Consider the following 15,389-nt stretch of genomic DNA (forward strand, 5'->3'; position numbering starts at 1 on the left):
TACTCGAAGCAAACTTATATTTAATTATATTTTATTGCTTCTTCAAAATTTTCCTGAATAAGGACACATTCTACAGTCTAAATAGATACTATTTGATTTTTTCGACACTTATTTCCTTTTTAATGCCATTTTTTAAAGTGGGAATTTGGAGCAAAGAAGTAATAAATGTGGTTGAGAACACTGCTTATACCCAGCAGGAGATTACTACAAATGTCACAATGATTCAACATCCGCAAATTGTCGAATCTGCTTTTACTTTAAATTCTTTCATTTTTACGGCTTATCTGGTTGTTACCTTATTATTCATATTCAGGCTAACAAAAGGGTTCATTTCTATAATGAAAATTAAAGGCTTGAATGAATACGGAATTAAAAACGGCATCAGAATCATGCATCTTGAAAAATCAAATGCTGCATTTTCCTTTTTCAACCTGCTATTTATCGATCCCGAATTAGAAAACCAAAGCACTATAAGAAAACATGAGATGGCCCATATTAAACAAGGCCATAGCTTCGACATCCTATTCTATGAGCTTATCGGTGCAATAAACTGGTTTAATCCAGTCGTTTATCTATTGAAAAAGGATATAAAGCTTATTCATGAGTATTTGGCCGACCTGGAGGTAACCGATTCAGAGATGAAAAAATACGACTATGCCATGTTTCTCATTAAACGATCAATTAATCTTCAAAACTTAACGCTTACAAACCAAATATTTAATTCATCACTCTTAAAAAAAAGAATATCCATGTTAAATCAAAATAAAACAGCAGGATGGGTTAAACTCAAAATGTTATTCGTATTGCCAATAATCTTTGGCATGTTAGGGCTATCAACTATGGCTTTTACTAAAACTTATGGTGTACTAGATTTATATTCAAACGCAATAATAAAACAAGGGAAATGAGTTCCGGACGAAAATCTGTTCAGATATTGAGTTCATCTGGCAAGCGCATATACGCAACCTTTAATTATGTGAATGACTGGGATGGTAAACTATCAAACATTCAAATGTTAAAAGACAGAACGATACCGGCCGGAAAATATGTTTATGTTGTGTTGATTACTAAAAAAGATAAGCAACCAAATGATGCAAAAAAAGGGTACCTAACCATCATCTAGTTATTGAGGAACGTAAACCACATACTTAGTTTCAAAAAAATCTTCTTCAAAGTAAGCTGAAAGCGGATAGAGTTCTGCTTTCAGTTTTGATTCTTTAATCTCTTCTGCCAGGTCGCCTCCCTTTAAATAAAGAATTCCATTTGGAATTGCATTTAGAGATTCCTTTTTGAACTTTCCTTGAATCCACGGGTAAAACTCGCCCAAACGCGTAACTGCTCGCGAAACTATGAAATTAAACTTCTCTTTTATTTGCTCAGCCCTTAGATGGTCGGCTTTCAAATTCTCGAGTCCAAGTGCCGATGCAACCTCTTTTACAACTTTGATTTTCTTCCCAATCGAATCTACAAGGTAAAAATCCGTTTCAGGAAATAAAATGGCTAGCGGAATACCTGGAAATCCGCCACCGGTACCCACGTCCAGAACAGTTTCTCCTGCTTTAAACGAACAAACTTTGGCAATGCCCAAGGAGTGCAAAACGTGACGTTCGTAGAGTTCTTCGATATCTTTTCTGGATATTACATTGATTTGTGAATTCCAGAAACTATATAAATCAAATAATTGAGCGAACTGGGAAATTTGCTTTTCTGATAAATTAGGAAAATATTTTAACAGGATATCAGGTTTTACTTCAGACATGGTTATTACAATTGTATTTACTTCCAGTTAACTTTTTTATTCCCAAACACGGATAAAAAGCCATTCAACATCAAAAAGAAGAACAAAAGTATATCTAAAAATGGGAACCACCAACGTAAATCGCTATAATTTAACCGGCTAAGCAATTTGGGATAAACCAGACATTTGATGATGACGCTCAAAACAAAGATTCCTGCAGCGATATATCTCGTTTCTAAACTGACAAACAGACAAGCCGCTAAACTAACATAGAAAAGGAATTGAAATATGATTTGAACACTCAAAATAAACTTGTGTTTGGATTTATAGAATTTTCCGGCGCCAAAATGACGTTTTTTCTGGCGTAGATACCCAGCCCAGCTTCTATTGGGTTCGCTCCAAACATGGCTATTTTTGTTAATTCTAATTTCGGTATTTTCAGCATTTGCGTGGGCATTCACAAATAAATCGTCATCACCTGAAGGTATATGCATGTGTGCGGCAAAGCCCTTTTTCGCAAAGAACAGAGATTTTTTATAAGCCATATTTCGGCCTACACCCATATACGGCATACCCTTTAAGGCGAAAGCGAGGTAGTTAACAGCCGTAAAAAAAGTTTCGAACCGGATTAATGCATTTAATAAGCTTTTCTTCTTAAAATACGGTGAGTACCCTAGCACAATTTCAGTCTTTTCATTATCAGGCTGCTGCATGCACATCAGCCAATTTGTACTTTCGGGTCTGCAATCTGCATCTGTAAAAACAAGCCAATCATGTTTTGCAGCCTTAATTCCCATTGTAACAGCGAATTTCTTACCAGCAATAAACTTATCGTTGTCTAAAATTTTTACTATTTTGAGGTTACTGTGTTCTTTTTCAAGTTTTTCTAGGAAAGCTTCCGTACCATCCCAAGACCTGTCGTTCACAACAACTACCTCAAATTCAGGATAGTTTTGCGCCAGGATTGAGGGCAAAAATTGTTCGAGATTTGTAATTTCATTTCTCGCACAAATGATAACACTAAGCGGAGATTTTGCAAGCTCGGGCACGCTTTCTATTTTGGTATTAGCAAGCTTTAAGTGCACAAACAGCACATAATAAAGCTGTACGAGCAAACAAAAAGTTAAAAAAGAAATCAGACAGATTTCGAGCAGGTTCAATATCACAACGTTAAAATAAACAGGCGCAAATTTCTCATTTTTAATCTGTAATACAGTTTTATGTTGATAAAAAATTAAACATAAATAAACCCTCATATTTTCTTACTTTTGGCTGATTTTTGTGACGAGACACACACCATATGAAATTTACTTTACAGGCGAACGATCCGCTTTCTAAAGCCAGGGCCGGAACAGTTACCACTGCCCATGGAGATATACAAACGCCTATTTTTATGCCTGTTGGAACAGCGGGAACAGTAAAAGCGGTTCACCAGCGGGAGCTTGTGCAAGATATAGATGCGCAGATTATACTTGGCAACACTTATCACCTTTATTTAAGGCCCGGACTCGAAACTTTGGAACAAGCTGGCGGCTTACATAAATTTATAGGATGGGACAGGCCAATTTTAACTGATAGTGGCGGTTATCAGGTATACTCACTCAGTAAAGTTCGCAAAATTAAAGAAGAAGGCGTTACCTTTAACTCTCATATAGACGGTTCCAAACATTTGTTTACACCCGAATACGCTATGGATATTCAGCGTACCATTGGCGCTGATATTATAATGGCATTTGATGAATGCACACCATATCCATGCGATTACACCTATGCTGCAGAATCAATAAAGATGACTCACCGTTGGTTAAAGCGGTGTTGCACACACTTCGACAGCACCGAACCGAAATATGGTTTTGAGCAAACCTTATTTCCAATAGTCCAGGGCTCCGTATATAAGGATTTGAGGATAAAATCTGCAGAATTTATTGCCAGCATGGGCAGAGATGGTAATGCAATTGGCGGTTTATCTGTTGGAGAACCGGCAGAAGAGATGTATGCAATGACTGAAATTGTTTGCGACATTTTGCCCTACGAAAAACCACGTTATTTAATGGGCGTAGGCACTCCGATTAATATTCTGGAGAATATTGCCCTTGGTGTTGATATGTTCGATTGTGTAATGCCAACAAGAAATGCCCGAAACGGCATGCTGTTTACGAAGAATGGCATCATAAACATCCGAAACAAAAAGTGGGAAAATGATTTTTCTCCAATTGAAGCAGACAGCGATTTACACGTAGATTTAGTAACCAGTAAGGCATATTTGCGACATCTCGTTCATAGCAAAGAGATGCTTGGCGCACAAATTGCTACCTTGCATAACTTACACTTTTATCTTTGGCTGGTGCAGGAAGCAAGAGCAAAAATTATTAGCGGCGAATTCTACGACTGGAAAAACCAAATGGTAAAAGTTTTGGGCAATAAGCTATAAAATGAATTTAATTAAGGGCAACATAAAAATTATTGACCGCTATATAATTGGCAAATACCTGGGAACCTTTGTGTATACCCTGGCTATCTTTGTTATCATTATAATCGTGTTCGATTTATCGGAAAAGCTCGATGATTTCTTGAAAAGTGGCTTGAGCCTATGGGGCGTAATCACCAAGTATTATGCAGGTTCTATTCCCTTTTACATCAATATGTTGTCGCCTTTAATAAATTTTATTGCGGTAATCTTTTTTACGGCTAAAATGGCCGACCAGACTGAAATTGTCCCTATTTTAAGCGGTGGCGTTAGTTTTAACCGGTTTTTATGGCCTTACTTTATCTCAGCAAGCATCATTTTTTCGGCCAATTTAGTATCCAATTTATACATACTGCCTTATACAAATACATTAAAAAACAGCTTCGAAAATACCTATGTAAAACGCAATGATCCTTCTACGAAGGCAAACATCCACATGAAACTGGATGATAAAACTTACATATATATTCAAAGTTTCGACAATAAAACGAATTATGGCTACAGGTTCTCATTGGATAATTTTAATGGCGATGTTCTGACTAAAAAGATTATTGCAGATAACATTAAGTGGGATTCAACAAAGCGGAAATGGCAATTGAGCAATTACTCGATAAGGAAAATTAATGGTTTAAAAGAAACCATGATTTATGGTAGCGGAAAGTTAAAGGATACCATTCTGGACATGCGCCCGGACGATTTTTCGGCTTATGATAATGTAGTACAAAACCTTTCGACTACTGAATTGGCGGAGAAAATCAGAAAAGAAAAAATCCGGGGAACCGGCATCATGAACGACCTTCAGTTTGAACGTTATAAGCGTTATCTTCACCCCTTATCAGCGTTCGTTTTAACCCTGATAGGTGTCGCACTCTCTTCAAGAAAAGTTCGTGGCGGTGTCGGCGTTTCTTTAGGTATCGGCATCTTTATCAGCTTTGCATATATTGTATTTAATCAATTTACACAAATGTTTTCTACAAAGGGTGGTTTGCCACCTTTTATCGCCGTTTTATCGCCAACAATTGTGTTCGGCTTATTGGGCTTTTACCTGCTTAAACGTGCCCCAAAATAGTAATGGACGCTAATAAAAAAAACCTTTTAATTCTGCATCTTACCGTTTTTGTTTGGGGCTTTACAGGAGTGCTCGGAAAGGTAATATCGATTGATGCTGTGCCAATGGTTTGGTACCGGGTTTTGATTGCCAGCGTAACATTATTTGCCTGGTTTCTTTTAACCGGGAAGAACATCAAGATAACAAAAAAGCAATTTATCCAGTTCTTTTTAACAGGCGGAATCGTGGCCATTCACTGGATATTTTTCTTCTACGCCATCAAAGTTTCAACCGTTTCTGTTACGCTTGTTTGCCTTTCCTCCTTCACATTATTTACCGCAATACTGGAACCGCTCATAAAAAAGCAGCCAATTTTTTTGGGTGATATTTTGGTGGGCTTACTTATTATTGCTGGAATTTACATGATATTTAAGTTTGAAAGTCAGTACACTTTAGGCATTATTTTTGGCTTATCTGCCGCAGTTGCATCAAGTCTTTTCTCAACAATTAACTCAACTTTTGTTCAAAAAAGTGAACCATCCATAATCGGATTCTACGAACTGGTAGGCGGTTTTTTCTGGATCACGCTTTACCGTTTATATGATGGTTCGTTGCTAAATATGCCATTTAATCTAAGTACCAATGATTGGTTTTACATTGCAATTTTAGGGACGCTCTGCACGTCTGTTGCCTACGTTGCTGGCGTGTCTGTTATGCGAACTTTATCTGCTTTTAGAACCGCTTTGGTAACCAATCTCGAGCCTGTTTATGGCATCTTTCTAGCCTTCATTTTCTTCAAGGATAAAGAACAAATGACCGGTGGATTTTATCTTGGAGCAGTCATAATTTTAGCATCAGTTTTTCTCTATCCAATCTATAAAAACCGCAAAAATCATCTTTAAAAGTCGAAACAATTCAGACCTTTTTTGGTGGTGTACATATAGCGATATTTAGCAAATAATTGATGACTTTTTGCGTGAAAATGCTTGGCCGATTAGAGTAATAAATCTCAGTTTGAAGTCAACTAAATCTAGTGCAAATGCGGATCATCAGAACCGAAAATAAGACCCGAAAAGAAGCTCAAATCGGTTCTAAAATTACCTGAACACAACACGATTTAGGCAATTAGAACCTTGCCAAACCGAAATTTCGATACAATTGGTTATCTATAACATTACTGAGCCAATGCTTGTCAAAAGCTTGTTTAAATAGCCTGAAAGGGCATTTTTGTATCCAAACAAGAAATTTGTGGATTTTAAAAATCTTTTACTTTCGAAGTCATTTATGCGATTCTAAACCTATTATCTGAGAGATTTAGCACAGAAAAACTGATATTTCTGAGCAAAATTCAAAGAAATCTGCAGGGCAAAATCCTATTCGTAAAGCAAAATCCCGACTTCATTTCTAAGTTTAAGAGAGAAAATTTCACCTAGTTTTTGATTTTTTTAAATGTTTAAAATCATGCACTTTTCATTTTGACAACAAAAGAATCTTTCCGGGTTGACTTTGAGCACCGAATCGGAAGGAAGAAAAATAGCTAACACAACGCCATTTTGTCATGACTATAAAAGCTCCCTCTGAGCTAAGTTTTGTAATATCTGCTTCGGCACTAATAGATGGTTCAAATTGTAGACAGACTTTACAGCGCTAACCCCCTTTTAAAGCCAAGCAAAGTCAAGCAGATCTTCCATCGCAATATTCGAAATTGCTGAGTCAAATTTCATCGAACAAAGGGATATTAGAGCCAAGAAAGGCAAAGCAAAGTGAGGAATTACTCACGGCAACAATCTAAGAAATCCGTACACAAAAATCATTTTTGATAAAAATTTAAGTCATAAATTTAGATTAAATAGTGTAATTTAACAACCTTAGATTATCGTACTTAGAAAGCCAAAAATTTAATGTCGACAGTATAAATAAAGGGCACTTAAAGTTGTGAAATTAGGTGAATGCACAAATAAATTAAGTTAAATATAGCATTAACAATCAACTATTTAAGCATTACATATTGAATAATAATTTTACATGAAATTTGTGATAAAATCAAAATAAAACTAAAAAATTTAGCAATAACATTTAATGAATCTCTTTAATATAAATATAACATTGTATATCAGGTACTTAATAATATTGACATCAAGTTTTGTTTCGGTATCAGTTTTTGGCCAAATATTCAGCACTGCGCAGAACCCACTTAGTGTAAGATGGAACTATATTCAATCAGGCGGGTTCAAAATCATTTATCCCCAAGAGTTAGAGAAAGAAGCGCAAAGAATGGCTAACACTTTACCATTAATCTACCCTAAAATCGGCTTGGGTTTGCGACAACAAAATACTTCCATCCCGCTCCTGCTTCAGAACCGCGGAACGGTTGCAAATGGTTTTGTTCAGCTCGCCCCTAAGAAATCTGAATTTTACGCAACCCCGCCACAAAACTTCGACAGTCAGGATTGGCTTAACAACCTCGCTGTTCATGAACTGAGACATGTTGCTCAGTTTGACAAATTGACAGGTAAGCAGGCGCATCCATTTCCGGAGCTATTTTACTTCGCCTACTTTGGTGCTGCGATACCAACCTGGTATTTTGAGGGAGATGCAGTAGTAAATGAAACAGCTCTGACAGCTTCTGGCCGGGGCAGACAACCAAGATGGATTATGCCTTTCCGGACTTCACTTTTAGAAGGAAAAAAATTTTCGTACAGCAAAGCGTATTTTGGTTCGAACAAAGATGTAACTCCAGGTTATTACCAAACCGGGTATTTAATGGTTGCCGACATGAAAGAAAAATATGGACGGTTCATTTCGGACAGCTTATTGGGTGACATCAGAAGGAGGCCTTTCCGGTTATACCCATTTGCTCAAAGTTTAAGAAAATTTACCGGCAAAAACACCAAAGAATATTTCCGCACCACACAAGAAAAATTAAAGAAAGATTGGGCTGTTCAGCGGCAGAATCTCCGCACAGAAAACTATGAAACTTTAAACAAAAAGACGGAGGTTGCAACAAACTATTTTCTACCAGTTCGTATAAAGAACAATGCAATTTTAGCCCTCAAAGAAAGCAAACAGGAAGCGCCTCATCTCATCATCATCAGGCAAGATAAAACAGAAGAAAAGTTATTCGGAATTGGATACCAGGAACAGCCCTGGTTCAGCTACAAAAATAACGTTTTGGTTTGGGATGAAATTCGTTATGACCCACGGTATAAGCAGCGGAGCTTCAGTGTAATTTGTTCCTATAATTTCGAGACAAAAAAAATTAAAAAGCTAACAAGTAAGAGTCGCCTATTCTCACCGAGCCTGTCAGCAGATGGCACAAAAATAGTTGCCGCAACAGTCGACCTCAGCAATCACTTTAACATTGTGGAAATTGATGCGGTTTCCGGTAAAATTTTAAAAACCTACGCAAACCCGGAAAACGAAATTTTGCAAACGCCGGGGTTTGATAGTACAGGGAATCGAATTGCTTACATCAGCGTTAGCGAGAAAGGAAAAAGTTTGTGGCTGTTAACGGGCGGCAAAAAAACACGACTGATTGCAAACAGCAGACAGCAACTGAGCCGGCCCGTTTTTATCAATGACAAAGTTGTATTCAATGCGCATTTTAACGGTATCGATAATGTGTACAGTGTGGATTTAAAATCGAAAAAAATCAGCGCACTCAGCAATTCAAAATACGGCGCCTTCAACGCATCACAAACTGAAAGCGGCAAAATTATTTTTAATGATTACAAGGTAAATGGCTATGAGATTTCGGAGCAACCGATCTCAGAAAAAGCTGTTGGTAAAAATACGTTTATTGATTTTTCTACGGCGGCAGAAAAGCAAGAACATACCGGCAACGTTTTCGAAAACATTCCAGATAGCAACTTCCATTCAAAACGCTTTCGCCAGGGTTTAAACCTAATCAATGTTCATAGCATTATTCCGGTTATTGATAACGAATATGTTTTTGGTCTCGAACTGCAATCAAATAATTTGTTAAACACAATGGATTTTTATGCCGGCACAAAATACCACCGAGATTTAAGCCGTTTTGAATACACCGCAGATATTAGCTATAAAGCCCTTTACCCGGTTTTGAGTGTTGCATACCGCAATAGACCAAAAAGAACGTTCTATCGAGCTAAAAATACCACGCAGCAGGGCGATTGGCGGGAGAATTATGTTAAACTTAATGCAGCGGTGCCATTATCATTCAACGTCCGTAATCAGAACTATGCTTTAACGATAAACGCAGCCACCAGTTTTACCCAACGGTATATGGCTGAAAGTATGCCAAGTAATTTTGTTCGAAAACTGAAGTTTCCGATGGAATATAATGTAACGTTTAACCACAGCGTAAGAACAAGCGAACGCGATATTGCGCCTAAATGGGCACAGGTTTTCAGGTTTACTTACAACCACCAGCCTTTTGATAAGAACCTTGGAGGGGAAATTATGGCTTTAGAAAGCTTTTTTTACTTGCCTGGTTTTGCAAAAAACCACTCTTTTTTGGCTAGTTTCAATTACCAGAGCGCAAACGGAGTTAACCAGTATGCCACAGAAATAGCTACCGTTTACGGCTATAATAATATCCTCGCCAGGAGCAAGCTAGAAAACAGCATGCTTTTCAACTATCGTTTTCCCTTTGCTTTTCCCGATTGGGAGCTTGGCTCGCTTGCGTATGTGCGGAACCTCAGGGCGGGTTTATTTTGCCACTACGAAAATATTGGATTGGAAACCAAACTGACTGAGCCAAAAACTTATGGTATAGAATTGAACAGTAGCTTAAACATTTTACGGTATCAACCTGTTGTTGATGTCGGGGCGAGATTGGTTTTCGTTAACAAAATTTACAATCAAAATCCGATATTAGAATTTTCATTTAATTATAGCTTTTAACCCATGAGCGGAAAAACCATCTTCATTATCATTTTAACGGCATTATTAACCATATTTTTGATGGTAAATACAGAGGCTGTCGATTTCAACTTCCTGGTAACAACAGTTGCCGTTTCTAAACTCCTGGTTATCGGTGTTTGCATTGTTATTGGTTTTATTATCGGTTTTGTTGCCGGGCGACCAAGAAAAACGCTCAGCAGTTATGATGCAGAAATTGAGAAGCATCAACCAGTTTCGGGTAAAAAGGAATTGAGCGACGAGGACAGGGATTACATCAGTTAAGAGCGAAGGAACTTACCTTCCAAATTTGAAGGATTTCGAAATTTAAACTGCAGGAAGATTGAATCTTCGGATACAACAATATATTTCATAATTATTGAAAACATTGCTCTAGCAGTGTTTTCAAATTTTTTGTATTTGAAAATTAGTCCGGGCTAAAGTTTTAAAGACCAAAATTTTCGCAGATATCAATGTCGCACTTTTATGCTATTGAGTTAAAATCTGCTAAATAAACTATTGCAAGCTTGGGCTTGAAGATTATAGAGAATTTTAAAGGCGGTAAGCATAGGAAAGCTTAATTCAAAGCGCCCATTATTTCCCCGTAAAGTAACCCGCTTCCTCCGCCGTAATGTTGAATAACTTTTGTATTAGGCTTGAGCCCTGTTATATGCGCTTTTAGCACCTTTTCACACTCTGGCGTTATTCCATTACCCAAAAGTACCAAATCTATATCCTGCATTTTTAAAATTGATATGGCCTCATCGTCAGAACAAACGCAAATACCTTTCCATTCTGGTCTGGCATTGAGCAAGCGCTTCATAACGATCGTAATTTCCGTATCCCTGCCGATATAAAGAATTTTAGTTTGCATATTTTTTTGAGTTAAAAGCTTAAATAAAAAGTTGCAGGCTAAGCTTTTGAGCTTTTAACCTGCAACCATTTACAATAGCTTAATTTAAAATTCCATTGGAACATCCATTAACAAAACTTCAGCGTCTGCAGTATTTGCTTTAAAGCTGATGCTTTCGGCATCCCAGATACCTAAACCATCTCTTTTGCTTAATGTTTGTCCATCGATTGTAACTTCGCCACTAATTACGAAGGCGTAAACACCGTTTCCTGCTTTTTTAATTTTGTATTCAGTTTCAAAGCCGTTATCAAATTTGCCTAATGAAAACCATGCGTCCTGGTGAATCCAAACGCCGGCATCATCCTGATTTGGCGATAAAATTTGTTGGAAGTTGTTGTGCATGGCCTCAACGTCTAAATTCTGCTGGTCGTAACGCGGCGTAACATTTTTCTTGTTAGGGAATAGCCAAATTTGCAACAAATTCAATTGTTGATCTGGCAAAGCATTGAATTCGCTATGGCTAACACCAGTACCGGCGCTCATTACCTGAATTTCTCCACTTTTAATTACGGCCGAGTTGCCCATGCTGTCTTTATGTGCTATGGCTCCAGCTAATGGAATCGTAATGATTTCCATATTATCATGTGGATGTGTTCCAAAACCCATTCCACCATCAATCAAGTCATCATTTAAAACCCGCAAAACTCCAAAATGCATTCTTTCAGGATTGTAATAATTTGCAAAGCTGAAGGAGTGGTGAGCGTTTAACCAACCATGATTTGCATGGCCTCTGGTGTTTTCTTTGTGCAAAATAAATTGTGACATAAATTTCCTTTCTTGTTTATGATACAAATTTACTGCAGGTTTTAAACCTGTGCATTGATGTAGGTTAAGAAAGCTTGAGGTTAGTGATTTAAATCGAAAATCGACACCGAAAACCCCGTTGGGCTAACGGTCGTTATTTAAATTTTTCGTTCAGAATGCTATCCATTAAAACTATATTTTTTTGAGGGTCATTTTTATACAATTTAAAATCGCCTTCCAGTATTTTATAGTTTTTTGTTTTTGCATAATTCCGTTGCTGAATTTCATCGATACGCTTCGCTTCAGCCTTGTTAAAAATAAGCATTTGCAAGTTAAACGTTTCTAAATATTCGACGGCTTTACCCGAAACAGCAGTCATTGACCCACCTTTCGAGTAGTCTACCTGGATGCGCCTGTCAGGAGTAGACCATTCATAGAAGACATCCATTGTAGTCTGCGGCCTGAAAGTCGGCGGTCCAAATTGCTTTGTCAGTTGTTTAACTAAATCGTTATAAACCGTGTCAGATTTAAGTTCTGCATCAGCTAAAATTGCTACCGTTTTATTGTCATGCGATAAAAAAGCAATTCTATTAAAGTATATATTTTGGTAGTAGGCAATGCTATCTTCTACTTTACTGTAATATGCCTTTCCGTAAAACGAATCCTTTCCGTTCCAGGAATCCAACTTGTAACCTACAGGATAATCGAAGGGTTCTGAGTATCCTTTTTTTATAAACTCTGCATCGTAGTTTACGGTCGAATCTATTTTTGATTTCAAGATTTCCAGTGGCCTTTCTTTGAAATCAATCTTCTCCATGTTTAATCCTTTTTTCGGCAGAGTTGATAAATCTTTGCCACTTTGGTTACAGGAAAATAAAAAGAAACTCACCAGCAACAATAAAAAGCTTCGCATAAATTATTCTTATTTAAACCTGAAATGTAATAGTGTTCCTCAAATATATTCGCAACTCAATAAAAAAAGTTTAACTCAAGGCTTGTTCAATGTCGGCTAAAATATCATTAATATGCTCTAAACCAATTGATAAACGAATAGAACCTTGCTCGATACCAACAATATTACGTTCTTCTTCTGTTAACTTGCTGTGCGTACTGGTAGCAGGATGCGTTGCAATTGAGCGTGTATCAGCAAGGTTTGCGGAGATAGAGAACATTTGTAGGCCATCCATAAACTTCCGGGCGCCTTCTACACCACCCTCAACAACGATAGTTACAATGCCACCACCTTGCTTCATTTGCTTTTTTGCAATTTCATATTGTGGGTGCGACGGCAAAAACGGGTATTTTACCAGCTTAATTTTTGGATGTTTCTCCAGGTAGGCGGCCACCTTTAAAGCGCTTTCGCAATGGCGATCCATACGTACAGCCAAAGTTTCTAAGCTTTTTGATAAAATCCAGGCGTTAAAAGGCGATAATGCCGGTCCGCTGTGCCGGGCAAAGCCAATAACTTCTGCGATTAATGCTTTTGTTCCTAAAACAATTCCGCCCAACACTCTACCTTGTCCGTCGATGTATTTAGTAGCCGAATGGATAGACAGATGTGCACCTAATTTAATCGGCTGTTGCAGGTACGGGGTTGCAAAACAGTTATCAACGACTAAAAGTTGATTATGCTTTTTCGCCAACTCGCCAAGAAAAGCCAAGTCGATAATGTCGATTCCAGGATTTGATGGCGTTTCTACAAAAATCATTTTGGTATTTGGCTTAATCAGAGCCTCCCAATCTTCAGGCTTATCTAAATCTGCGTAATCGAAAGTTACGCCCCATTTAGAGAAAACATTGGTTAAAAGTTGATGCGTAGAACCGAAAACGGATCGGCTGGAAACAATATGGTCGCCAGCTTTTAAGAAAGCGCCAAAGGTTGTAAAGATGGCGGCCATACCAGTTGCAGTGGCAAAACCATCTTCGGCGCCTTCAAGCAGGCACATTTTCTCTATAAATTCTGAGGTATTTGGATTTGAGTAACGGCTGTAAACGTTGCCCTCTTTCTCGTTTGCAAATAAAGCACGCATTTCTTCAGCATCATCAAATTTGTAACTTGATGTTAGGTAAATTGGCGCTGAATGCTCCTTGTGCAGGCTGCGTTCCGTTTGCGTGCGTATGGCTATGGTTTCAAAGTTGTTGGATTTCATTGTTAAATTTCAAGATTTTAATATCAGCAACAGTTTTTGCGCATCGAATATTGAGAATGCGTCTTGCTGTTCGATACCTGCTAAATGCTGTTGTTTATTTCGTATGTAAAATTAATTTTTGCGGAGCGCCCTAAAATATTCGACACAGAGCAATATTTGTTAAAAGTCATTTCCAAAGCCCTTTCTACTTTGGATGCGTTTAAATCGCCAAATAAATTAAAGTGAATATCGATAACGTCGAAAATCGGCGGCATTTCTTCATCTTTACGACTAGCATTAATCGCAATTTTAATATCGGCGAGTGGTTCTTTTTGCTTAGTTAGAACATTTACCATGTCTATGCCGCTGCAACCGCCAAGGCCAATTAAAAGCATTTCCATAGGCCTAAAACCTTTCCCATCGCCGCCTATTGCAGCTTTAGCATCTAGTTCTACGGTAAAGCCGTTCTCGTTTTCAGCTTCGAAATTAAATTTCCCGCTTTTGCGGATGAGATTTATATTCATTTTTTTTATAGTCAGTACGGGTGGCAGTGTAAGTTGCCAGAGAAATTGCTTTCGCCTGTCAGCTTTTACTTTCAGCCCAGTTTAAATGTTGTAAAAAACTAAATTGTCTTTTTCCAGTTCCGGCAGATTAACAGGTTTGCTAAAAATTGCAAAAACCGACGAGCCGCTACCACTCATTAAAGCGAATGTTGCGCCTGCATCGTATAAACTGGTTTTTATTTGATGAATTTGGGGATACTTTGCGAAAACCGATGGCTCGAAATCGTTGATAACCTTATTTTTCCATGTTGTTGGCGACAAATGTATGATTTCTTTTATCGATTGCAAAGGCTTTTGAGGTTTTACAAGTGCGTATGCATCAGCAGTGCTAACGTGCACAGGTGGTTTAACTAAAACTTTAAACCAGGATGACAGGTCGATATCAGTCTTTTCGAACTCATCTCCTTTATTAAATGCATAAACAGGTTTATTCTCAATAAAAAAAGCACAATCGGCACCGAGCTGCCGGGCATAGTTTTGCATTGTTTCTATAGATAACCCGAGGTTGAATTTGCTGTTTAACAACTTAATTAAGAAAGCACAATCGGCAGAACCTCCGCCCAGGCCTGCTCCTACAGGGATATTTTTCAGTAAATCTATCTGCTGCGCAGGAATATCAAAATCTTTTTTAATTAAGTTATATGCTTTTAAACACAAGTTGTCGTCTGGATTTCCGGGAACAGCGATACCGTGGATTTTGCATGAAGTAAAAGCCGCGTCGGTAATTTCGACCGAATCTTTAATATTAACCGGATAAAAGATAGTTTCCAGGTTGTGGTAACCATCTTCGCGTTTTTCTGTAATGTTTAAGCCAAGATTAATTTTTGCGTTCGGAAAGGATAACATCTCTTTAGTATTAATTAGGAGCGACTATCAGGACTTTTTTGCAATCGAGACATCACTGCG

Annotated in this window: 15 protein-coding genes; 7 read left to right on the forward strand and 8 right to left on the reverse strand. The window is 37.8% G+C overall.

Annotated elements, in window-relative coordinates:
• Nucleotides 1–122 precede the first annotated feature (122 nt).
• Nucleotides 123–908 (forward strand): M56 family metallopeptidase, encoded by a 786-nt coding sequence (locus tag ASG14_RS09820; protein ID WP_056870873.1) that lies wholly within the window; start codon nucleotides 123–125, stop codon nucleotides 906–908.
• Complete coding sequence (locus tag ASG14_RS09825; protein ID WP_056870874.1) at nucleotides 905–1,123, forward strand: gliding motility-associated C-terminal domain-containing protein; 219 nt, start codon at nucleotides 905–907, stop codon at nucleotides 1,121–1,123. Before ASG14_RS09820 ends, ASG14_RS09825 begins: the two co-directional genes overlap by 4 nt.
• On the opposite strand, the gene rsmG is transcribed toward ASG14_RS09825, so the two are convergent.
• The gene (gene rsmG, locus ASG14_RS09830) at nucleotides 1,124–1,759 is read right to left on the reverse strand and encodes a 16S rRNA (guanine(527)-N(7))-methyltransferase RsmG (protein ID WP_056870875.1); all 636 of its coding nucleotides are present in this window, start codon (nucleotides 1,757–1,759) and stop codon (nucleotides 1,124–1,126) included. It lies immediately after the preceding gene.
• A 17-nt stretch (nucleotides 1,760–1,776) separates the two neighbouring features.
• Nucleotides 1,777–2,853: a glycosyltransferase gene (locus tag ASG14_RS09835; protein ID WP_235528555.1), complete on the reverse strand. Its 1,077-nt coding sequence runs from the start codon at nucleotides 2,851–2,853 to the stop codon at nucleotides 1,777–1,779.
• Nucleotides 2,854–3,038: 185 nt separating this feature from the next.
• On the opposite strand from ASG14_RS09835, the gene tgt reads away from it, so the two are divergent.
• The 5 genes from tgt (at nucleotide 3,039) to ASG14_RS09860 (ending at nucleotide 10,419) form a co-directional block, all read left to right on the forward strand.
• On the forward strand, nucleotides 3,039–4,169 hold the full coding sequence (gene tgt, locus ASG14_RS09840; protein WP_056870876.1) for a tRNA guanosine(34) transglycosylase Tgt: 1,131 nt from the start codon (nucleotides 3,039–3,041) through the stop codon (nucleotides 4,167–4,169).
• 1 nt (nucleotide 4,170) lies between these two features.
• On the forward strand, nucleotides 4,171–5,274 hold the full coding sequence (locus ASG14_RS09845; protein ID WP_082491498.1) for an LptF/LptG family permease: 1,104 nt from the start codon (nucleotides 4,171–4,173) through the stop codon (nucleotides 5,272–5,274).
• Between the two features lie 2 nt (nucleotides 5,275–5,276).
• Nucleotides 5,277–6,155, forward strand: coding sequence for a DMT family transporter (locus tag ASG14_RS09850; RefSeq protein ID WP_056870877.1), 879 nt, complete (start codon nucleotides 5,277–5,279; stop codon nucleotides 6,153–6,155).
• 1,372 nt (nucleotides 6,156–7,527) lie between these two features.
• A complete protein-coding gene (locus tag ASG14_RS09855) occupies nucleotides 7,528–10,137 on the forward strand; it encodes a hypothetical protein (RefSeq protein ID WP_235528556.1) in 2,610 nt (869 codons plus the stop codon).
• Nucleotides 10,138–10,140: 3 nt separating this feature from the next.
• The gene (locus ASG14_RS09860; RefSeq protein ID WP_056870879.1) at nucleotides 10,141–10,419 is read left to right on the forward strand and encodes a lipopolysaccharide assembly protein LapA domain-containing protein; all 279 of its coding nucleotides are present in this window, start codon (nucleotides 10,141–10,143) and stop codon (nucleotides 10,417–10,419) included.
• Nucleotides 10,420–10,711: 292 nt separating this feature from the next.
• Here ASG14_RS09860 and ASG14_RS09865 read toward each other — a convergent pair whose 3' ends face one another.
• From ASG14_RS09865 to ispE, 6 genes are all read right to left on the reverse strand, one after another.
• Entirely contained in the window at nucleotides 10,712–11,008 is a 297-nt protein-coding gene (locus ASG14_RS09865) for a hypothetical protein (protein ID WP_056870880.1), read from the reverse strand.
• An 84-nt stretch (nucleotides 11,009–11,092) separates the two neighbouring features.
• Entirely contained in the window at nucleotides 11,093–11,812 is a 720-nt protein-coding gene (locus tag ASG14_RS09870) for a pirin family protein (RefSeq protein ID WP_056870881.1), read from the reverse strand.
• A gap of 133 nt (nucleotides 11,813–11,945) precedes the next feature.
• A complete protein-coding gene (locus tag ASG14_RS09875) occupies nucleotides 11,946–12,608 on the reverse strand; it encodes a hypothetical protein (protein ID WP_056870882.1) in 663 nt (220 codons plus the stop codon).
• 166 nt (nucleotides 12,609–12,774) lie between these two features.
• On the reverse strand, nucleotides 12,775–13,941 hold the full coding sequence (locus ASG14_RS09885) for a PLP-dependent aspartate aminotransferase family protein (RefSeq protein WP_056870884.1): 1,167 nt from the start codon (nucleotides 13,939–13,941) through the stop codon (nucleotides 12,775–12,777).
• Between the two features lie 80 nt (nucleotides 13,942–14,021).
• The gene (locus ASG14_RS09890) at nucleotides 14,022–14,444 is read right to left on the reverse strand and encodes an OsmC family protein (RefSeq protein ID WP_056870885.1); all 423 of its coding nucleotides are present in this window, start codon (nucleotides 14,442–14,444) and stop codon (nucleotides 14,022–14,024) included.
• Nucleotides 14,445–14,525: 81 nt separating this feature from the next.
• On the reverse strand, nucleotides 14,526–15,329 hold the full coding sequence (gene ispE / locus ASG14_RS09895; protein ID WP_056870886.1) for a 4-(cytidine 5'-diphospho)-2-C-methyl-D-erythritol kinase: 804 nt from the start codon (nucleotides 15,327–15,329) through the stop codon (nucleotides 14,526–14,528).
• Nucleotides 15,330–15,389 lie beyond the last annotated feature (60 nt).

Source organism: Pedobacter sp. Leaf194 (assembly GCF_001423945.1).
In the GTDB taxonomy this organism is placed as follows: Bacteria; Bacteroidota; Bacteroidia; order Sphingobacteriales; family Sphingobacteriaceae; genus Pedobacter.